This is a genomic window from Chryseotalea sp., assembly GCF_057350905.1.
The window spans coordinates 1,161,645-1,183,850 of record NZ_JBMRCF010000001.1; the positions used below are offsets into that span (position 1 = coordinate 1,161,645).

15 protein-coding genes are annotated in these 22,206 nt (G+C 41.1%); 3 read left to right on the forward strand and 12 right to left on the reverse strand.

The annotated features are described in order from the left end of the window. Positions 1-29: 29 nt before the first annotated feature. The 10 genes from ACO1XM_RS05030 to ACO1XM_RS05075 all read right to left on the reverse strand — a co-directional run bounded on the left by ACO1XM_RS05030 (position 30) and on the right by ACO1XM_RS05075 (position 16,169). Positions 30-1,634 (reverse strand): glycoside hydrolase family 43 protein, encoded by a 1,605-nt coding sequence (locus tag ACO1XM_RS05030; protein WP_486226452.1) that lies wholly within the window; start codon positions 1,632-1,634, stop codon positions 30-32. Between the two features lie 76 nt (positions 1,635-1,710). Continuing rightward, positions 1,711-2,661, reverse strand: coding sequence for a pectinesterase family protein (locus ACO1XM_RS05035; RefSeq protein WP_486226454.1), 951 nt, complete (start codon positions 2,659-2,661; stop codon positions 1,711-1,713). Next, positions 2,658-3,422: a rhamnogalacturonan acetylesterase gene (locus ACO1XM_RS05040; RefSeq protein WP_486226456.1), complete on the reverse strand. Its 765-nt coding sequence runs from the start codon at positions 3,420-3,422 to the stop codon at positions 2,658-2,660. Before ACO1XM_RS05040 ends, ACO1XM_RS05035 begins: the two co-directional genes overlap by 4 nt. Before the next feature lie 2 nt (positions 3,423-3,424). Next, entirely contained in the window at positions 3,425-4,885 is a 1,461-nt protein-coding gene (locus ACO1XM_RS05045) for a pectate lyase (protein ID WP_486226458.1), read from the reverse strand. 63 nt (positions 4,886-4,948) lie between these two features. Continuing rightward, entirely contained in the window at positions 4,949-6,505 is a 1,557-nt protein-coding gene (locus tag ACO1XM_RS05050; protein WP_486226460.1) for a DUF4957 domain-containing protein, read from the reverse strand. A 9-nt stretch (positions 6,506-6,514) separates the two neighbouring features. After that, the gene (locus ACO1XM_RS05055) at positions 6,515-8,293 is read right to left on the reverse strand and encodes a RagB/SusD family nutrient uptake outer membrane protein (RefSeq protein WP_486226462.1); all 1,779 of its coding nucleotides are present in this window, start codon (positions 8,291-8,293) and stop codon (positions 6,515-6,517) included. A 19-nt stretch (positions 8,294-8,312) separates the two neighbouring features. Beyond that, the gene (locus ACO1XM_RS05060; protein ID WP_486226464.1) at positions 8,313-11,540 is read right to left on the reverse strand and encodes a SusC/RagA family TonB-linked outer membrane protein; all 3,228 of its coding nucleotides are present in this window, start codon (positions 11,538-11,540) and stop codon (positions 8,313-8,315) included. A gap of 121 nt (positions 11,541-11,661) precedes the next feature. Further along, a complete protein-coding gene (locus tag ACO1XM_RS05065) occupies positions 11,662-13,242 on the reverse strand; it encodes a glycoside hydrolase family 88/105 protein (RefSeq protein ID WP_486226466.1) in 1,581 nt (526 codons plus the stop codon). Position 13,243: 1 nt separating this feature from the next. Then, entirely contained in the window at positions 13,244-14,515 is a 1,272-nt protein-coding gene (locus tag ACO1XM_RS05070; protein ID WP_486226468.1) for a DUF4861 domain-containing protein, read from the reverse strand. A 4-nt stretch (positions 14,516-14,519) separates the two neighbouring features. Further along, positions 14,520-16,169 carry a glycoside hydrolase family 28 protein gene (locus ACO1XM_RS05075; protein ID WP_486226470.1) on the reverse strand — a complete coding sequence of 550 codons (1,650 nt, stop codon included), beginning with the start codon at positions 16,167-16,169 and terminating at the stop codon, positions 14,520-14,522. Positions 16,170-16,447: 278 nt separating this feature from the next. Here ACO1XM_RS05075 and kduI point away from each other — a divergent pair, with 278 nt between their 5' ends. The 3 genes from kduI to ACO1XM_RS05090 all read left to right on the forward strand — a co-directional run bounded on the left by kduI (position 16,448) and on the right by ACO1XM_RS05090 (position 19,247). Further along, positions 16,448-17,278: a 5-dehydro-4-deoxy-D-glucuronate isomerase gene (gene kduI / locus ACO1XM_RS05080; protein ID WP_486226544.1), complete on the forward strand. Its 831-nt coding sequence runs from the start codon at positions 16,448-16,450 to the stop codon at positions 17,276-17,278. Next, positions 17,278-18,063 carry a gluconate 5-dehydrogenase gene (locus ACO1XM_RS05085; protein WP_486226472.1) on the forward strand — a complete coding sequence of 262 codons (786 nt, stop codon included), beginning with the start codon at positions 17,278-17,280 and terminating at the stop codon, positions 18,061-18,063. Before kduI ends, ACO1XM_RS05085 begins: the two co-directional genes overlap by 1 nt. A gap of 101 nt (positions 18,064-18,164) precedes the next feature. After that, the gene (locus ACO1XM_RS05090; protein ID WP_486226473.1) at positions 18,165-19,247 is read left to right on the forward strand and encodes a LacI family DNA-binding transcriptional regulator; all 1,083 of its coding nucleotides are present in this window, start codon (positions 18,165-18,167) and stop codon (positions 19,245-19,247) included. Positions 19,248-19,502: 255 nt separating this feature from the next. On the opposite strand, the gene ACO1XM_RS05095 is transcribed toward ACO1XM_RS05090, so the two are convergent. Then, positions 19,503-21,044 (reverse strand): alpha-N-arabinofuranosidase, encoded by a 1,542-nt coding sequence (locus ACO1XM_RS05095; RefSeq protein ID WP_486226475.1) that lies wholly within the window; start codon positions 21,042-21,044, stop codon positions 19,503-19,505. A gap of 114 nt (positions 21,045-21,158) precedes the next feature. Continuing rightward, positions 21,159-21,932, reverse strand: coding sequence for an HAD-IIA family hydrolase (locus ACO1XM_RS05100; RefSeq protein WP_486226477.1), 774 nt, complete (start codon positions 21,930-21,932; stop codon positions 21,159-21,161). Positions 21,933-22,206 lie beyond the last annotated feature (274 nt).

Consider the following 22,206-nt stretch of genomic DNA (forward strand, 5'->3'; position numbering starts at 1 on the left):
CTCCAATTTTAAATTTCAAATTTTAAATTTCAAATTCGATTTATACGAAGCCAATCGATATCTACAAAACCAGCATCATTCGCATCATCCGTTCTTAGACAGAATAAGCCAAGTTTTGCTCCAACCCATCGTCCTGGCTTTACTACAAAGTTCTTGTTCACTTCTTTAAATGATTTACCATCCAGGCTATAACCTAAGCTTGCCAAGCCGCCTTTACTGATGTTTACACTAAGGTAAACCTCGCCAGTTGCAATTGTTGTAATGACTGTCTCCTCTTCCTTGCTACCTTTATCCGCTTTTTGACAAGATGTATACACAAGTACTATACCATGTTCACCTTGTTTCAAACTTAAGGCCGCATAATCGCTACCCATCAAAACGAAACCGGCTTTTTCACCTTTGTTTTTCACATTCGGTATAAATTTCAATTTAACGACTGCACTAAATGTTTCAGCTGGAATTTTTTGAAAAAGTATATTCGGTACATCCCACAGATTTTTTATCTCTTCCTTTTGCTTTGCTGCATACAAACGGAGCATACCTGTAGTGGTATTCACAAAAGCCCAGGGGGCTTGCGGATTGGCATGCCATTGCCAGGCCAGATTGATTTCATTAGTATTAAATTCATCTCCTTCTACCGGAGTGGCTATGGGATACTTCAATGGCGTTAATGGCTTCTTGTGTTGCAGTACTGGCTCGCCTTTACCATCGCCATCTTTATCTGCGCCAATCACAGGCCAATCGTTTAACCAACGCATAGGCTGTAGGTGGACTACTCTGCCATAAGCTTCCTTGTCCTGAAAATGAATAAACCAGTCCTCATTGCTTGTTGTACTTACCCATGCTCCCTGATGAGGTCCGTTGATGGGGGTACTACCCTGATCCATCACAACTTTTCTTTCGTAGGGTCCATAGACCTGCTTCGCTCTTAAAACCGTCTGCCAACCTGTGGCAACACCTCCGGCTGGAGCAAAGATGTAGTAATAATTATTTCGTTTATAAAACTTGGGGCCTTCAATGGTCGGATCAAGTTCATGGCCATCATACACAAGTTTTCCTGTATTAATTACTTCGGTGCCCTCTGCATTTAATTCTTTAACAACGATTACACTTTTTATACCGGACCGGCTTCCGGCATAAGCGTGTACGAGATATACTTTACCGTCATCATCCCAGAGCGGACAAGGATCTATTAAACCTTTACCGCCTTCTACCAATACAGGCTCAGACCATGGACCAGTTGGATTTTTAGCTTTGATCAGATAAATACCAAAATCAGGATCGGGATAATAAATATAAAATTCATTGTTGTGGTAGCGAATAGAAGGTGCCCACACACCATTGCCTTGTTGCGTTTTTTCAAAGTGCTCGATAGGGATTTGTCTTGGCAGGGCATGACCTATAATGGTCCAGTTCACTAAATCTTTAGAATGTAAAATTGGAATACCCGGTACGGCATCAAAGCTGGATGAAACCATATAGTAATCCTCTCCTACACGGCACACATCAGGATCAGAATAGTCAGCATGAATAACAGGATTTTTATAAGTACCATTACCCTGGTCTGCAACCCACACCTGCGCCCACGAAAGCTGTGCTATACAAACTAAACACAAATAAACTACAATCCGCATCCTTCTAACTTAAAGTCAATTTATCTTCAAAGCACTTTAACACTTCAACACGCTAACACTTTAACACTTTATCACCTTACTCCACCCTCCAGTCTCCAAAAACTTTCTGCAAGGTAATTGCTTCGGCCTCTTGCTTACTTAATTGTTTTATCCAGCCGACACGTTTTTCCATGGGCGCACCTGCTCCTGTGCTGCCAAACTCCGCATAGCGTACCGTTGCTTCATTAGCAGGATTACGCCAGTTGTTCCAGCCCTCAGGAATAATATGTGCCGCCATCTCACAACGGATATAAGTAACACTGGCATAGGGCGTCCAAGGTCTGCCTAAAGAAACTTTATTTGTTTTTTCGTCTGCCGTAAGTTTACAATCGAAGAAAACAAAGCCGTATTTCATTTCTCGAGGCGTAGAAGCAGCAGTTACATGCGAGTTTTTTTTGCTGTGAATATGACAATTTTGAAAAACAGCTTTGGCTGGGCCGAAGATAAAATCAGTAGTGCCTTCTATATAACAATCTTTATAATATTGTCTGCTTCCAGGACCGCTGCAAAAGAGTACATCCTGAAAGCCTGTAAAGCGACAATTAATAAATTTCAAGTGATCGCCATTGGCGAATACAGCTACTGCCTGACCAGCAGTAAAACCTGCATTATTCTCAAAACTGATATTCTCTGCAGAAAAGTCATTAGCATAAATAAAAAAACTTGCGGATGTCCAGGTGTTAATGGTGTCGCCATTAGGCAAGCGCATACCCGCATGGTTATTGTAAGTTAAAATGGTGCTCATCTTATCCTCACCAACCAGTGTAACAAAATCTTTACGTGTATCTAAGATTAATCGCTCTTTATACAGGCCTTTTTTTACAAAAATGGTAATCGGTTTTGTATTGCCGACTGGTATAGCATCAAAAGCCGACTGTACATTTGTGAAATCACCCGTTCCATCTTGTGATACTGTAATTCGCTTATTTTGTGCAATTGCAGCAAAACTAATACAGATAAGCATCACGACAATTTTCACTTCTCTCATTTCTTTGGCACTGGTTTATAAATATGCTTTGCAAGTGGTAAATCCAACCGCTTAATTTCTGTCAATACAATCTGTGCTATTTTTCTTGCCCCCATCTCGTTAAAGTGGGTATTATCAATTTTCCCATCCGGATAATTAGGATGTTCACCAGCTTCTAATTGAAGAAAAAGCAATTTGGAATTTTCTTCACCCATGCTTTGGTAATACACACGACTTAAGGCATCAAGGTCAATAAAGGCTACCTTTTCCATAACGGATACTTCGTTTGCTAAGGCGGAATAAACCGCATGGGTCTCTTGTTGTTTACCTTCCACGAATTTCCTGCGGCTCACGGGTGTTAGTAGCACGGGTATGGCACCTTTGGCTCTAGTTTCTGTTATAAATTTACTCAGGTTCTTTTTATAATCTTCTGGCGTAGTGTATCGGTCGGTCTTTTCTTTCGATTCATCGTTATGACCAAATTGCATAAAAACATAATCACCTTTCTTTAACTTCGTCTCTATTGGCTGCCAGCGATTTTCTGAGATAAAGGTACGTGTACTGCGTCCGTTCTTTGCATGGTTCTCCACAACAACAGTTGAATCAAAGAAGTGCTGGAAAGGCATACCCCAACCTGTTTCCGGATAGGCTTTAGTTTCTTTATTGGCGATGGTTGAGTCACCAATGAGGTATACGACTGTTTTAGATTCCTGCAACACAAAGGATGTCAGCATAGAAATTAAAATAAATACAACGATATAACTAAGCGCTTTTCTTAACATGTCTATTGATTATCTGTAATGATTTTAACAAGGGCATTCAGGTAAACTTCAAGGTTATCATAACCAGTACTTAATTGTTTAAGATTTGCATTAGCCGAATTTGGATCCAGCTTCATTTCAACTTCCCAAGCATCGGGCATACCATCATTGTCGCTATCCAGTGGTGCTTCCGTACTTGCCAGTACAGGCCAGCCACCAACATCTTGCTGACTATCTATCAATCCAGACAAGCTACCATTGGAACCATTTGCCAGGAAAGTCTTATTCGTCACATCAGATATAATCCTGCTGTCGACTGCATCCCTTTTAAAACTGGCACCTGCATAAAGTAAAACTTTTTCATAAGCCTGGTAAGCGGTATGCGTATTTGAGAAAGGCAATATCGTAAGCTGTGAAGTCAATAACATATTATTCTTATCAGTGGCGGTTCCATTCTTAACTACAATGCCGCTGCGATTATCACTAGTAATATCCAACTGACCGTCAATAACATTATCTGCAACAAAAAAGCTGCCATAACCATAAATGGGTGCACCAGTCGCTGATTGGGTATAGGCATGCAGAAATCTTCTGGGGTTTGTTGCAGCCGGACCTGGTTTAAAATAGTTGGCAACTACATTAAACGTACCTGCTTCCCCTCCATAAATGGCGTCAGTTTTCCAATTGTAAACGACATTATTTCTAAAATCAACCACTCCCCTAAGCGCCTGAGATGAAGTCAGACTACTGTATACACCTGGATGATCAAATCGTGGGTTTCTATTGTCGTGATGGGCAAGTAAATTATGATGGAAGGAAGCATTCTTGCCACCCCAAATACCTCCATAACCATGTAGGCCTTTTTCATGAACAGAATTTCGCAGACTTTCTGAAATAATACACCATTGCATGGTGAAGTTTTCATTGCCGTAAAACGATGAACATTCATCTGTTGACCAGCTCATTGAGCAATGATCAATGATGATATTCTTTCTATAACGACTTCCTAATGCATCCGCTTCAGCTGCACCACCATCGCCCATACGAAACCTCAGGTAACGAATGATGACATTGTCTGCATTTATGGTAACTGGATGGTTCTGAATAGTTATGCCCTCGCCAGGAGCCGTTTGACCTGCAATAGTTACATTACCGTTGCTGATGACTAGCGGAGAACTCAGTACGATGTTTCCGGAAATTTTAAAAAGTATATAGCGTGCACCACTGGCCGCAATGGCTGCGCGTAAGCTGCCAACACCACTATCATTCAGGTTAGTTACATAAATAACCTGACCACCACGACCACCTGTTGTGATGCGACCAAAGCCTTCTGCACCCTTAAAGGCATAAGCCTCTTCATCGATACGTACAGGCAAGTCTTCTTCATCCGGTGGTGAAGGCTCAGCATATTTGTCACAAGAGCATACCAGCAGTAAACAACCTAATAACAACCAGGAAAGAAAAAACAATGACCTATGTTTCATCAGGGGCGATTAAATAAAAAAGGGTGTGATGACCGAGCCACCACACCCATAAACTAAACCTATTTATTGTTGCGTTCTCCAGCGAGGATCCCCTACTGCATTATCCAATAGTGTTTGGTTGGTAATGGTGAAGTCACCGCCTGCTGCATTTACAAAGCCAGGATCTAAGGTTGTGAAGTTAGTTGAAATATCAATTTTTGCATTAGTAACATATGCAGGCGTTATAAAGCCTGCTGCATTGAAATAGTTATTATTTGAACATACCGGCTGCACTGTGCTTGCCTGGTTTGTATAATAACCGTCTGTTGCTGCAATCAATGTATTTCGAACCGCAGTTGTATTGGTTGCAAAACGCACGTACAAAATACGGTCTTGTGTATTAGACACAACGAAGAGTGTACAATGGTCAATTACCACATTACTATTTAAGCCAGTACCGGTAAAGCCTGCGTTATCGATACGAACAAAATCACGACCTGGTGCACAGTTGCTAAATGTGCTATTCGTGATACTTAAATCAGTTACGTGAGTAGTTCTGAAATCAATAAAATCACCACCACTGGTTAGTATATTAGTCATCACGCAGTTGTCAATTACTACAGAAGCTACTTTAGACAATACACTACCGCCAATGAGTGAACGAGCAAAGTCGTGAATAGTAGAACCTTTAATTGACAAGGAAGCATAATCAACACTGGCAGTTGCAAAACGGAATGCATCCGTCAGTGTACCATCTCCATCCATATCCAAATTATTGATAGCCACATCTGTTGCGCCCCCCTCGATACTGAATTGAACATGTACTTGTGGTTTGTTGAATGGATATAACCCGCTGATAGTAATTGGTTTATTTAAAACTATCGACCCTGTATAAACTGTGTAATCACCTGGGAATAATACCAGTGCATCACCAGGTGCTGCAGCTGCAATCACAGCATTCAAATCATCTTCAGGGTACACAGCTGTTGCATCACCGATGTCAATCAGTGTTTCAAAGCTAACATTGCCCCTTACCTTATTTTCTTTTAAAAGTGTAACCGTGTATTCAGTTTCACCGGTTAATCCTGTAATTGTTGCAATACCTGCTGTCTTCTCTTCTTCAGTGATGGCACGCTGTACGGCACCTGGATTAATCAGGAAGCTGGTAACATTACTACCTGCAGGCCATCTTAACGTTGCTGTTGTTGCACCGATATCGCCATCAACAATCGGAAGGAATATATTCTCTTGGGCCGTCATGATAGTTACCGCAGCCCAATTCGATTCTGCAACGCCATTGGCACCAACACCTTTCACACGCGCTGAGTAACGTGTTTCACCATCGAATACTTCTTGTAAGGGCAATTCATCAGGCAATACAGTTACTGTTCTGATGATGGTAGTAAAGGCAAGACTGTCTTCACTAAACTCTACCACGTACGATGTTGCTTCTTCGCGTAAATCCCAGGTTAATTCAATCGTAGTTAAATTCCTGATTCTGGCAACTAAATCTACCGGGGTTAAAACCCTGGAAAGATTCAATTCTTCTACTGTCTCAATATCATCTTCACAGGCATTCATCACACACAGTGTTAAAAGGCCAATGAAAATATTTCTGCTTATTCTAAATATATTCTTCATAAAATATCATTAATAGCCATAATCATTTGTTAACTGTCCATTGCTGGTGTCTAAGAATACTTGCCATATTGGCCAGAACTGCCTTGAGTCTGGATTCTGAATGTAGATGGATTCCACTTTTTCAGGTGTCAGATTTGACCAGGCAAAGTTTGAGTCAAAGCCTGCAGGAGCCGGGCCATTCTCTCCTCTATTCAATCCATAAATCTCCAATGATTCGTTATCTGCTGCATATCTGTAATATAAAGTTGATGGCACATCTGCATATTCTCCAGTGCGATCAACGAGGGCATGCATCTTTACCTTCGCTTCATTGATTTTTGTCCCTAACAAATTCCAGCGTATCAAAGCCTGCTTGCGCTCCATCTCTCCGGTGAACTCAAACTTATGTTCATCAACAATTGCTGTAAACATGGCTTCTTTTGTCCCCAATGCGCTTAAGTAATTATCAACCTTTTCAGTCCAGTCTGCTGAATTGAAAGCGCGCTGACGAATCGCTCTTAGATAAGGTAGGGCGGCAGCAGGCCCCTGCAATTCATTAGCTGTTTCTGCAGCCATGAGTAGAATTTCTGCATAACGCATGTAGAGTTTATTTACTCCATCATCATTAGTAGAAGTTACAAAACGATTCATCCACTCGTAACGATATTTACCAAAGTACCACGTATTTAATCCAACCAGTTCTTGTCTGGCAAATCCGCTTTGATCTGCAGTACCATAACGGTAAGGCACACAGGTAACATCTCTTCTTGTATCTTTTACATCAAAATCGTAGAAGGTAGTGGGCAGCGGTCCTGCCTGGCCGCCACGGTTTGCACCATTGGCGTGGTGCTGATTATTGGTAGCATGACGCACCGCGAATGTAAATAGCATACGCCCTCTTCCATCTGAGAAAGGTATTTCCCACAATGTTTCGCCTCCGGCCGCAATATTGTCCTGGTTATTTTTCTTAAAGACTGTTTCAAATAAAGGCTCAAGTCTGGCTGTACCACTGTTGATTACATCCAGACATTCCTGGTATGCGATAGCATACATGTTAGCAACAGACAATTCAGCGTCAGTGCTTCTGCGTATTCCATCAGGGTATTGTGAGAATCCACTGGCTACCAGACAAAGACGGGCACGTAATCCTTTCACAAAAGCTTTGTTTACTCGCTCAACACTGCTGGTTGATGCTGTTTCATTCGGCCAGGGTACCAATGTGGCTGCTTCACCTAAGTCTGCGATGAGCTGCTTGTAAATTACATCGCGACTTGTTTTTGGCAAGTAAATCGTTTCTAAAGAAATTGGCTCAAAACGTGCAGGCACATCGCCCCATGCTTTCAACAAATCAGCATAATAAACAGCACGTAAAGTCAGGGCTTCACCTAACAAATTACCTAATTCATTATCGGGTGCAGGATTACCATAACGTCTTAAACCTCTGATGCACAAATTCGCACGCTCAATACCAGCATACATCTGAGCCCAGGTGTTGTTCTCTGTATTCATGTTTGCATTAATCGGCTTGGCATTATATACAGCCAGGTCAGCATTATCACCGGGTGTTTGAGAGGCATTGTACCACTCCACATCTGTATTCATGCCATACCAAGGCAGGAAGCGCCCACGGTAAGAGTTTGTTTCACCAAAAGGCACTTTTATACCATCAACAGCCCCACGTGCCAAATCCGGTGTGGAGAAGATAACAGATTCCTCTAAAGTAGATTTAACAGGCGTTTCAAGAAAATCGCTGCAAGCAGTAAGAACACTCGCGATCACTACTGCTATAAGGTAGGTTATTCGTTTCATAGTAGATTTCATCGCTTTATTAGAAATTAAGATTTAAACCAAAAACAAGTTGGCGGCTTCTTGGATAAGCAGAGTAGTCAACACCAGGTGTAAGACTTGTTCTTCTTCGGGTAGAAACCTCTGGATCAAAACCTGTGTAGTTACTTAATACAAACAGGTTATAGGCTGTCGCATAAAAGCGAAGGCTTTGAATCCTTGCTTTTGAAACCAGAGAAGTTGGAAGCGTATAGCCTACCGTTAAGGTATTCAAGCGAAGGAAGGAAGCATCTTCAACAGCCCAATCGCTGAATACAGATCTTGCCATGTAAGGCGACCACATCGTAGTGTTTGCATTCATAGCCGAGAGTGTTGCGGGATCATTTACAATCAAGCCTGTAGCAGGATCCAGGTTAGTCCAACGGCTGCCATCTGCCATAATATCAATCAGGTTGCGATAGTTTGTTCTTGGAGAGGCAGAGGTGTACTCAATTTTGTTTGCATTGTACACATCATTTCCATAGCTATAGCTGAAGGCGGCAGTCAGATCGAAACCGTATGCATAACCGTTCAGTGTAAAACCACCGGTGTGTTTAGGCAAGGCATTGCCAATTCTTTCACGGTCTGCTGTTGTAACATCACCATCACCATTCAAATCTCTCAGTTTCATCATACCAGGTCTAAGCGTTCCTAATACTGCTGTGCCATCGGCCACATCTGATCTTAGAATCCAGTTGCCTGTATTGGCATCATACCCTTCAAAATCGGACACTTCATATCTTCCATCATTGCAATAGCCAACCATATCTCCCAACGGGCGACCAGTCCGAACTTCGAAATCATTTTGTATATCAGTGGACGCCCAGTTGGTGTATGCCAGGATACCATCAAGTTCACCTAAGGATACAACCTTGTTTCTGTTGATTCCAATGTTAGCGCTTATGTTAAGTCCATATTTTTCCTTTTCAATAGCCACATAGGTGAGCGAAGCTTCAAGACCTTTGTTTTCAGTTTCACCTATGTTGCGGAACTGATCTGTATAACCTGTACCTGGCGTAGGAAACTGAATGAGCAGGTCAGAAGTGTTATTTAGGTATGCTTCAACAGAGCCGACAAGCTTGCTTTGAATGATTCCAAAATCCAAGCCTACGTTACGGGTGGTGGTTGTCTCCCACTTTAAATCAGGATTAGCCAATGTGTTAGAAGCTGACCAAAAGTCTGTAACGCCATTTATCCAGGTTGTAGTGCGCGATAGAAAAGCCTGAGAAGTTTGTCCTCTGTCAATACCGTTATTACCGGCAACACCATAACTGAAACGAAGCTTCAGATTGTCTAACCAATTGGAAGTGCCTCCCATAAAGTTTTCTTCAGAGATTTTCCAACCCACAGCGGCTGAAGGGAAGTATCCCCATTGATTGTTACCTGAGAATTTACTGGATGCATCTCCCCTGTATGTAGCATACACTAAGTATTTACCCTTGAACTCATACGTAGCGCGTGTGAAGAAAGACAACAAATTATCGTCAGGGCTAAAGTTATTATCTACAGATTGTGGAACACCCTGGGTAGTAAGTCTGAAGGCCTCATCGGCTGAAAACAATGTTGGGTAACCATGTATGACGGAGGTTAACTGATTAGATTGTGTATGAATGACTTCATGACCTAACAAAAGTTTCAGGTTATGATCGCTGCTGAGCATGTTTTTAAAATCATAATCCAGGGTATTTGCATTTCTTATTCTGGTCTCTTTTGAATCTCGGATAATTGATGCCGGGTCTCCCTGATTTACGCCAGCAGGGACGTTCTGTACATAATATGTTGAACGTCCATAGAAACGATTATCAACATTACCGATAACATCAAAGCCTACCTCAGATTTGAATCTTAATTCTTCTAAAATCTTCCAACCCAAGCTACCTGATACGTTAAAATTTCTTCGTTGTTGAAGTCTGTCATTATCAACTGTAGCTATAAGCGGATTAATCAAGGTTCCTGCTAATTGATCATCTGTATCATCGGATGTGATGCCAGGCAATTGTATAGGAGAATACATGACGCTGTTTTTCAGGCGAGAGTCAGCAGATGAAACTTCGTTCTGTTCGTTAGCACCACCACCACGGATTTCTGTATCTGAATAGCGTAAAGAAAAACCAATATCTATTTTCTCATTGGCACTATTGTTCAGTTTAATTGTAAAGTTATTACGCTTAAAGTCTGAACCAAGCATGATAGATTTCTCATCATAAAGCGCATAATTCATCGAGTAAGAAAACTTATCAGCTCCACCACGCAAGCTGATATCCTGACTGTTCACTACACCTGTTCTACCGTATACTTGCTTTTGCCAATCATTACCACTTAATCCATCAAATAGATCACGATCCTGCCAGGTACCAAAGTAATCTTCATAATAACTCTGATCATCTGCATCAAATCTCAATTGAGAATATTCGCGTTGCCACTTCACAAAATCCTGTGGATTTAGCACGTCCAGCGTATTGGCAATTTTCTTGAAACCCAAAAACGAATTGTAGCTAACTGAGAACTTACCAGCTTTACCACTTTTTGTCGTAATAATGATTACGCCATTCGCTCCTCGAGATCCATAGATGGCTGTTGAAGAGGCATCCTTCAGTACATCAATTGACTGAATATCAGATGGTGTAATGTCATTGATACTATTTACTGGAAAACCATCCACAATATATAATGGTTGGTTGCTTTGTGTAATCGATCCACCACCACGTACACGTATGTTAATTTCTGCATCGGGTGAACCTTCTGTGCCCGTCACTTGAACCCCTGCTAAACGACCTGTAAGGGATTCTGCTACGGAGGCTACCGGAACTTTCTTCAGATCATCGCCACCAATTGAAACAATCGACCCTGTTAAATCAGATTTCTTCATGGTACCATAACCAATTACAACTACTTCACTCAATTGTGTAATATCGGTCTCCATGGTTACTTCGATAGAGGTCTGATTACCAACAGCTACTTCCTGGGTTTTCATGCCAATGAAAGAAACTACCAACGTTGCGCCATCGCGAACGGAAATAGTAAAGCTTCCCTCTGCATCTGTCACTGTTCCATTAGAAGGAAAACCCTTCTCTACAACAGTAACACCCGGAAGTCCCATGCCATCATCGCCCTTTACAACACCCTTTACCGGTTTGCTTTGCGACAGTACCTCAAGGGTACCTACTCCCAGCAGGGAGAAAGTCATGAATGCTATCTGCACCCATTTTCTAATTGGTAAATTTTCCTTCATAGTAGACAGTTTTTGAATTGATAGTGGTTTGTTAGTTTATTGATGCTGGAATTCACGAACGTTCGTTGCCGTAGATTGCTGTTTTTCCTTAGTATCGATCGCTGGTTCATATTGGTTTGGGCTATTGGTTATGCTTTACTTTATCCAGTTCAAGGCTTGCATAAAGTAGTGCGGCTAAGCCTTTATAATCGTTGATGCGACATTCTGTTGAGATGTAGTAATCAAAATCTCCTTTGGAGCCTTTAGGATTAAGTGTTCCGATTTTTACGGTACGGTTCAGGTATAATATCCCCTGATCGTCAAATACCACATAATCTTTTAATAAAGATTGATAGGCTTCTTGCGCTGCTTTCAGATAAGCAGCGTCTAACAAACCAAGGCGACTGCCTTTAGCAAAAGCGTAAGTAAACATGGCAGAACATGATGTTTCTATCCAGTTGCCTTCACGATTGCCTTTATCTAAAACCTGATACCATAGTCGATTATTGATATCCTGATACTTTTTAACACTCGCTGATAAATCCTGAAATAACTTGATCAGTGTTTTTCTTTCTGGATGATCAGCAGGTAAGTATTCTATACTTTCCACCAGTGCCATCATGTACCAACCCACTGCGCGTCCCCAAAACTCAGGCGAAGTTCCCTTTACTGAATCTGCCCAGACTTTGTTCTTCGATTCATCCCAACCGTGATACATCAAACCTGTAGTGGAATCAGTCGTATACTTTGAAATCAGTTTTATCTGATGAATGGCTTCTTCAACTAAAGCAGGCTCATTAAATGTTTGGGCATATTGAAGTGAAAAAACATCCGCCATGTAAATGCCATCTAACCACATTTGGGATGGATAGACCAGCTTATGCCAATAGCCGCCTTCGCTTGTTTTAGGTTGTGTCAGCAATTGCGCCTTTAACTGATTAGCTGCATTCTTGTATTTCTCTTCTTTGGTTAATTCATATAAAGAAAGTAATAACCTGCCTGGCAAAATATCGTCAAGCTTATATTCATCAGGACGGTATTGGATTGAATCCAGCTTCCCATTTTCATCAATGAAGCCATTTACCCATTGTTTGATGTAGTCCAAATATTTTTCATTTTTAGTTTCCTGATAACGAACAAAAGCAGCGTTTAGGAAAAATCCATATTCATAATTCCAGCGATTGGGTGCGTATATGGGGAAGTCTACCGGATCAGGATATAATTGTAAAGTGGACTCAATGATTTTATCTGACCAGGAATCAACAGGATTGTTTTTGATATAATCGGTATAAGACTTTAACCAGGTAATTTTTACCCGATCATTCGTTGTGGCTGTCACTGACACATACTCGGCATTGTCCTCACCAGCGGAGAGTACAAATGCAAAAATGGGCTCGTTAGAGGCGAATATATAATCAAATACCAATTGCTCTGGAACCTTGTCTGCATCCGTATCAACAAGTTTGGCGTGCAATGTTTTCCCAAAATTCAAATCCTTAACGATAAATCCCTTTTTCTCAGCTCCGGAAAAACGTGATGAAATATCTGTCCAGTTAATCACAATCTGCACGGTATCTTTAGCAGAACGAGACTTATATAAGCGTTGTACGATAAACTCCTGAGAAGTCGCTTTATCTGTTTGCTGACAATAAATAAGCAAACCACCCAACAGTATGATGCTGAGAAAAATAAGGTGGCGTCTGTATCGGTTCTTGCTCAGCATATTACTTTTTCTTTAACAATTTAACTTGAACAGGATTGGCTAATGCTGTTGCCACTTGTGTGATGTACGTACGGAAGGCTTCTTCATTGGTAATACCATCTGGTTCTTTTTCCCATGCAGCTAAAAAGTAGTATTCAACTTTTCCCGCGTCTGGCTTAAGACTCACCAGGTGACTGAATTCATCTTCAGTAAATTCATTGATGAATTCAGGATTAAAGAATACAGCCAAGCCCAAATTATCACCATTCAAGCTTTGCTTACCATAGGTAGCCACATAAGCCCATTGTTCTTTGTTCCCTTTATCGCTTATAACTTTTGATGCTTTGTCTTTAGTAATACCTGTTGTGATGTTGCTGATGTCGTTGCTTACAGTAAGTAATTGTCTGCTTACTCTGCTGCCTGCATGTATGGATAGGCGGGAGCTTACATCATGCTTCTTCTCTCCCACCTGCCAACCAAAATAGCGTGTGAGTATTGAAGCATATATTACACCATTCTCTGTAATACGACAGTCAACACTGTCCGTTTTTTCAACACGTAAAGCTGCCTTGTTGTAAAGGGTTGCAATAGAGCCTACCCCTACCGATTTACCTACTTTCATCACATCCATACCCCAGTCCTGCATGTTATGATAGGAATCAAAACCATCCAGACCTGTTTTTTGAAGTGCCATTTCAGGTTTTATTTTTCCAAACACATCGGTGGCATTGCGTTGATCTAAATAGAATCGATAGCCTACTTTGTCAGACTCCCAGCCTGGGCCTTCATAACGTATAAACCATGAATGATCTTTATGTTCAGGAGGCACACGTAAATAATCCACATTCTTGAATTCACCGCCTATGTACTCCCGGTTTTCGAAATGTCCTCCGACTTTATGAGAAAGCTCTGCTTGTGTTCGCTTGGTGTAATTGCGCGCTATCTTTCCTATTTTGTTATAATAGATGGTGATCGTTTTATTCTCATTAGCTTTCAAGGCATCAATTATGAAAACTATACCGAGTTCATCCTCATCCGTTTTATTATACTGACTTGCTAATTCTTTATCGCCATCCATCACCACAAAAGCATCTGCATTGAAACCTGTGTTTGTCAGCTGGCTTGCTTTAATTGTTACTAAAACATCTTTACGTTCAGTGGGCAATGGGTTACTCACCTGTACAGAAAAACTTTCGCTAAACTGCTTTTTACTACTTTGCGAAAAAGAAACAGTAACAGAGAGCAATATGAATATTGCTATCGTAAGATATCTATATGTAAAACAATCTTTCATTATTCTATTTCTTGCTAACCGCATTAGCTGATACATTGGTGCCTAATACAACTTCCTTCGTGGCTTGCTTTGCATCCGTATTTAACAGACGAATGTTGGCTGAGCGTGAACCAGCAACTTTCAACAAAACATCTGATGGTTTGTATTGAATGTTATCAAGTACCACACCTTTGCTGTCCTGAACATTCACAACCGTTTTATCATCGCAAAACAGAATAGCATTTTTTAAAGAAATGTCACTGCCTTCAATACACTCAAACCCTTTCTGACTTTGAATAAAGATGTTTTCCATCTGAATATTCTTAATATTCATTTCAGGTAAGCCACGCACAAAAATGCCAGTCTCGGCACCGTTACAAACAACATCTTTTATGTATACGTCTTTAAACTGAGGGGTTGCTTCACTTACAGGTTCAAAAGCGATGGAAGGTTTATCTTCTCCTGCAAATACCGCGAGCGGATCTTTAGCCATGTAATACATATCAAACAAGATAGCTGCACCACCTATGTTATTCATATTAATATTGTTGAGATAGATTTTTTCGACAATACCACCACGACCACGGGTTGTTTTAAAACGGATACCAATATCAGTTCCCAGAAAATTGCAGTCAGAAACAAAAATATTTCTTGCACCACCGCTCATTTCACTACCTACAACAAAACCACCATGACCGTGAAATACAGTACAGTTGCGAACGATAACATCTTCAGTAGGCACACCACGTTTTCTGCCTTCCTCATCTCTTCCCGATTTAATGCAAATACCATCATCGCCTACATCAAACATGCTGTTTTCAATCAACACATAACGGCATGATTCTACATCTACGCCATCACCATTCTGCGCATTCCACGGATTGCGTACCGTAACATTGCGTATAGTTAAGTGTTGTGTTAAGAGTGGGTGTAAACACCAGGCAGGCGAATTTTGAAAAGTTACGCCTTCCAACAAAACACGCTTGCAATTAATAATACTCACCATGTTCGGGCGTAAAAATTCTTTGATGCTCTCGGCTTTCTCAACATCAAAACCTTCGGCAATTACACCGGGGCGTTTCATGGTTGATCCTTTAAGAGCACGTTCAGTCGGGTACCAGGTATCTTTTTGTTCATTGGTAACGCCACCCGATTTTACAAGCTGTGCCCATTCCGGTGGTGTTACTTTATTTTTCTTTACCGGACGCCAAGCCTGACCTGCGCCATCTAGAATACCCTTACCTGTAATGGAAATATTTTCAGCATCTACAGCATAGATAGGCGAATGAGCACGAATGGCATCAAGACCTTCCCAATTTGTTTTAACCAAAGGATAATGATCTGTGTTACTGCTGAATTGAAGTACAGCACCTTCACTAATATGTAAATTGATATTACTGTTTAGTTTGATGGGGCCTGTAATCCAGAAACCCTTTGGAACTAACACCGTACCACCACCTGCCTTAGTACAGGCAGCCATCGCATCCTGAATGGCTTTTGTATTAACAGTATGACCATCAGCTTTAGCCCCAAAATCTTTAATGTTAAATGTGTTAGTCTTATTAATAGACACTTGCTGAACCTCTGGTAACTGCTGCCCTTCACTTACGAAAGAGGCAATTAACAAGAGCGTGAAGCAGAACAACACTAAAGAATGGGGCTTTTTAACTAACATTTTTATCATTTAAGTGGTCAGTGTTTGATCGTTTTCTAGGGCTTTTATGCGCAATCGATTGCATTTTAGGAAAGTTTATCTGACTGACCAAACAAAATTTCAAAAATTTACCGAAAACCGTTATTTTAGATCAAAAAATGAGATTTGTCCAAGCTTAATACTGGTTCCTGCTAAGCTTCTTAGGCCAGCTTTTAAAAAAGCTTGTCTGATTGCAAACGGTTTCTATCAATTTTTTAGTATATATTGCGCAAACGATTACACATCCGGCCTTTTCATATATGAATGCTTCTATTTACGCAGTACATCCTGAAGACTTTAAACAGTACACTACAGCACGTTTGCGCGAACTCTTCTTATTAGAGAACCTCTTCCTTACCGATAACATTACTAATGTTTACACGCATTACGACAGACTTATTGTGGGTGGTGTGAATCCCGTAACTCAAAATATTTCGCTCCTCTCCTATGATGCACTCAAGTCAGCATATTATCTGGAACGCAGAGAAATGGGCATCATCAATGTAGGTGATGCTGGCGCTGTAACAGTAGATGGTGAAACTTTTTCCCTCGAGAAAAAAGAAGCGCTCTATATTGGTCAGGGTGCAAAGGAAGTTGTCTTTCACAAAGCCATAAAAGGAAATGCACTTTTTTATTTTAACAGTGCACCTGCACATAAGTCCTACCCTACGCGCAAAGTAACACTGGCGGAAGCCGAAACGGTTGAGTTGGGCTCTATAGAAAGCTCTAACCACCGAACAATACGAAAATTATTAGTTAACAGTGTATTGCCCACTTGTCAATTGCAAATGGGTTTAACTGAATTGAAAGCCGGTAGCGTATGGAACACCATGCCACCACATACACACGACAGGCGCATGGAAGCTTACTTCTACTTTGATGTTAAGCCGGCAGAAATGGTATGTCACTTTTTAGGACAACCTGATGAAACACGTCATATCTGGGTAAAGAATAATCAGGCAGTGCTATCACCACCCTGGTCTATCCACTCCGGTGCCGGTACCAGCAATTATGCTTTCATCTGGGGAATGGCTGGTGAAAACCTCGACTACGCTGATATGGATGCTGTCAAGCCCGAAAACCTACGCTAATGCAAGAGCTATTTAACCTTTCTGGAAAACGTGTACTCATTACTGGAGGCACTCACGGCCTAGGCATGGCCATGGCCAGGGGATTGGCCAAGGCTGGGGCTGAATTAATTATCAACGGCCACTCGCCCGACAAAATGGATGCAGCCCTTACTGTCTATAAGCAAGCTGGTTATAAAGCGAGCGGTTATTTGTTTGATGTAACGCAACAAGAAGCGGTGCACGAAAACGTTGCAAAAATTGAAAAGGAAAGAGGCTCCATAGACATTCTCATCAACAATGCCGGCATCATCAAACGGATTCCAGCAATTGATATGGAGGCGCATGACTTCAGAACAGTGATTGATGTAGACCTGGTTGCTCCCTTTATTGTCTCTAAAGAAGTGGCCAAATACATGATTGGAAGACAGGCCGGTAAAATCATTAACATCTGCTCTATGATGAGTGAGCTGGGACGCAACACTGTTTCCGCTTATGCCGCAGCCAAGGGTGGTTTAAAAATGCTCACGAAGAATCTTGCTACTGAATGGGCTCCGCACAACATTCAGGTAAATGGCATTGGCCCAGGCTATTTTGCTACAGAGCAAACAGCCCCCATTCGCGTTGATGGTCACCCATTTAATGAATTCATTGTTAACAGAACTCCGGCTGGTCGTTGGGGCGATCCGAATGATCTGGCGGGTACAGCTGTTTTCTTGTCCTCAAAAGCAAGTGATTTTGTCAACGGACAAATTATTTACGTAGATGGTGGTATATTAGCGACCATCGGGAAACCGTCTAATGAATAAAGAGGCCTGACATCGAAGACTTGAATACTCAGATCTTCCTTGTTGTGTTTCATAAAACATAGTTAATGAACATGTGCGCATTACGTTTATAAAAGGAACACATGAAAAAAGGAAAATCTACTATTCACGACATAGCACGCAAGCTGAATATTACGGCTTCTACCGTTTCGCGTGCGTTGAACGATAATCCCCGCATCAGTGAAGCGACAAAGAAAGCCGTTCAACAAGCGGCCAGAAAACTAAACTATCAGCCTAACCACATTGCCGCTGCCTTACGCAATGGCAGAAGTAATATTCTTGGTATTATTGTTCCCACCATCGACAGGGGTTTCTTCTCTTCTGTAGTGCGCGGCATTGAGGAAATTGCGAATAATTCGCGTTACAATGTTATGATCTGCCAAAGCAATGATAGTTATGAAAAAGAAGTGGCTACTGTCGAAGCACTCCTGAGTGCTCGTGTGGATGGTATCATTGCTTCGTATGCAAAAGAGACTACCGATTTTAACCATTTCTTAAAAGCGAAAGAAAAAGGTATCCCCGTTATTCTGTTCGACCGTTCTAACAGTGCCCTGGAAGTAAGTCACGTTTTAATTGATGATTACCTTGGTGCCTACAAAGCAACTGAGCATTTAATTAAGCAGGGTTGTAAGCACATTGCGCACTTTACCAATACCCGAAAAATAAGCATCTATAAAGAACGCCTACGTGGATACAAAGAAGCCTTGCAGGCGAATGGCTTGGTTTTCGATGAAAGCATGGTGATAGAAAGTAATTTGCAGTTGGCTGATGGAAGAACCAGTATCGAGAAATTATTTAAAGCCAGGAAAAAGCCGGATGCCATTTTCTCAGCTAGCGATTACAGTGCCATGGGCGCTTTGCAATACCTGAAAGAAAAAGGAATTGATGTACCCAATGAAATCAAGATTGTTGGTTTTAGTAATGAAGCCTTTACCCATTTGACAGAACCTACTCTATCAACCGTTGAGCAGCACAGTTTGCGCATTGGCAATGCTGCTGCTGAAATCTTTCTAGAAGAAGTAAAGTCAGGAGATAAGAAGTTTATTCCACAAACCGTTGTACTCAAACCAGAACTGATTATAAGAGAATCTTCAGTATCAGGCGATTTGGGAAACCAGATGAATCCACAAAAAGCCATAAAGAAACTCCACGTTTCCTCTGAATAAAATCATTCAGGCTGTATGCCTGATAAATTTTCTTCCGGCATTGACGGCATTTGGTGTAGTAACTACTGTTACTTCTATTGCCTTACTTTATTAGTATTACTATTTTAAAAATAAACGCTCGCTTGTTGTAATTTCATACGGTTAACTCCTTACGCCATTTTTTTGAAGTGGAAATAAGGAAGTCTATTCAATAAGTTTTTGGAACAACTAGCAAATTATAAAAAATTTAAAGTCAGCTTTAATACAAACTTGAGCTTATTCACTCAATTCCAACACAACAACACTATTGGGTGGCATTGTTAAACTCACTGTTCCCTTGGCAAAAGATGCTTTCTTGAATTCCTGTGGACTTACCTTATTACTGTTCTCAAAGGTATTATGATCCTGTACTGTTGCTGATGTTAATATTCTACCCTTGATCTGTTTTACTTTAAAAGCACCCACACTTAATTCTATAGGCTGACTTTTCTTATTGTCAATATTGGTCAGGGAAATGTGCACTTTGCCTGATGCATTTTTTGAAGCAGAAGCGGAGATGGCGGGCAATTGATTATTACCCATTGTAAAATTATTAGTTTGTACAGTAACCGGAATTAAAAGAGCATCCTGATGTACTTTGTACATCTCCATAACATGATAGGTAGGTGTTAGCAAGAGCTTTTCTTCTTTAGTAAGAATGACAGCCTGAAGTACATTAACGATTTGCGCCAGGTTAGCCATCTTCACCCGATCAGCATGGTTGTTAAAGATGTTTAAGGTAAGACCGGCAATCATGGCATCTCGAATGGTATTTTGTTGATACAGTTGCCCTTTTCCTGATGGATCTTCCTCATACCATCCACCCCACTCATCAACAATTAAGGCAACGCGTTTAGTTGGATCGTATTTATCCATCACTTCACTATTCTTTGCAATAAAATCTTCCATGCGAAATGCCTGTTGCATGGTTTTAAAATACTCCTCATCAGTAAACTGGAAAGAAGAACCTTTAGCACTCCAATTAATTACCGAATAGTGATGTATGGATACGCCCTCTAATCGTTTTGCAGGTATGTCCCGCATAAGCGCTTCAGTCCAGGCATAGTCTGGTGTGCCGGGGCCTACTGCTATTCGAAATAGTTTTTCTGTGTTACTATAACTTGTGATGGCAGTTGCATATTGTTTGTACAAATTGATGTAGTGATCAACCGACATATTTCCCCCACAGTCCCATGATTCATTTCCTATTCCCCAATACTTCACCTTCCAGGGATTCGCGCGGCCATTCTTAGCACGCATATCTGTTAGATAGCTTGTACCATTTGCGTGATTGGCATATTGGACCCATTCCATGGCTTCTTGAATGGTGCCGCTGTTCATATTCAATGCGAGATAAGGTTCTGCCCCTAACAACTCACATAGATCAAGAAATTCGTTCGTACCAAAGCTATTGTCCTCACGCACATTCCCCCAGGATAAATTTTCGATGTGTTTTCTTTCATTGAGAGGACCAATGGCATCCTTCCAATGATAAGTATCTGCAAAACATCCACCTGGCCATCGCAGGTTTGGTATTTGTAAATCTTTGAGTGCTTTTATAACATCATTACGCACGCCTGATGTATTCGGAATTTTAGCATTATCTCTTCCCACATAAATACCATCGTAGATACACCTGCCTAAATGTTCAGCAAAATGACCGTAGATGTGTTTACTTATCGTAGTCTTAGATGAGTCAACCTGTAGGGTAATTCTGTTTTGTGCTTGCAAAGCAACGGAGCAAAATCCCAGAATGAATAGTGAAATTATTTTTTTCATAATCAATGTACTTAAAATCCGTCCGACTGCTTCTATTTTCTAAAATTTTAAATTTCAAATTTTAAATTTGAAATTTCGTTTTTATCAGTATTTCTCAATTGCATATCAGCAATACTACCACCAGGGTAGCGGAAGCTCAATGTCGCTTACTGAATTCACTACCAAATCTGCCTTAAAGGCAAACTTATGTTGGTCTTCTCTTTTTGTAACACCTGACAATACTAAAATGGTATGGTAGCCCATCTGCACCCCGCCTTGTATATCAGTATCCATGGTGTCGCCAATCACTGTGGTGTCTGCCGTTTCTAGTCCTAATGCTTTGCGTGCAGAGCGCATCATCACAGGGCTTGGTTTCCCTATCACAAATGCTTTTGCTCCGGAAGCTTCTTCAATCATCGCAGTAGTCGCTGCGATACCTAAGTTGGCCCAACCTTTCTTCTTGGGGGATGGATCACGGTTGGTGGTGATCAATTTTGCACCTGCTAAGATCATATCCACTGCACGCTGCACACTTTCTAAGGTGAAATTTCTCCCTTCACCCAATACCACAAAATCAGGTTCGGTATCTACAAGAGTAATGCCATTTTCATTCAGGCTACTGACCAGTCCTCCTTCACCTAACACAAAGGCTGTGCCATCAGGTATCTGACTTGATAAGAATTTTCCTGTGGCCATAGCGCTGGTGTAGACATGACTTTCTGAAACATGTATGTCTAACTTCTTAAGCTTGCGCACCACCTCCAACCGTGTTCGCTGACTATTGTTGGTCATGAACATAAAAGGAATGTCTTGCTTTAACAAGCGATCAATAAAGTGGTCAGCACCGGGAATAAGTGTATCTCCACCGTAGATCACACCATCCATATCAATTAATAATCCTTTTGCCATGTTATAAAGTTAAAACACAAGCATCGCATTCAATAAGCACATGACCATAAAGTTTTATGCTTCTTAAAATCTTTAAAAAACGAAAACGATTGCAATGTTCTTCTATCTAAAATTCAATGTCGTTTAGTTAAGCTTCCTTATTCATCCTCTCCTTTGGAGAGGACTGGAGGTGAGGCCAATAAAAAGTCTTAACTAAACGACATTCTATTTTGATTAAGGAGCAAATGCGTCAGACCGCTGTCTACCGAATCATTCAGCGGTCAGACGCATGATA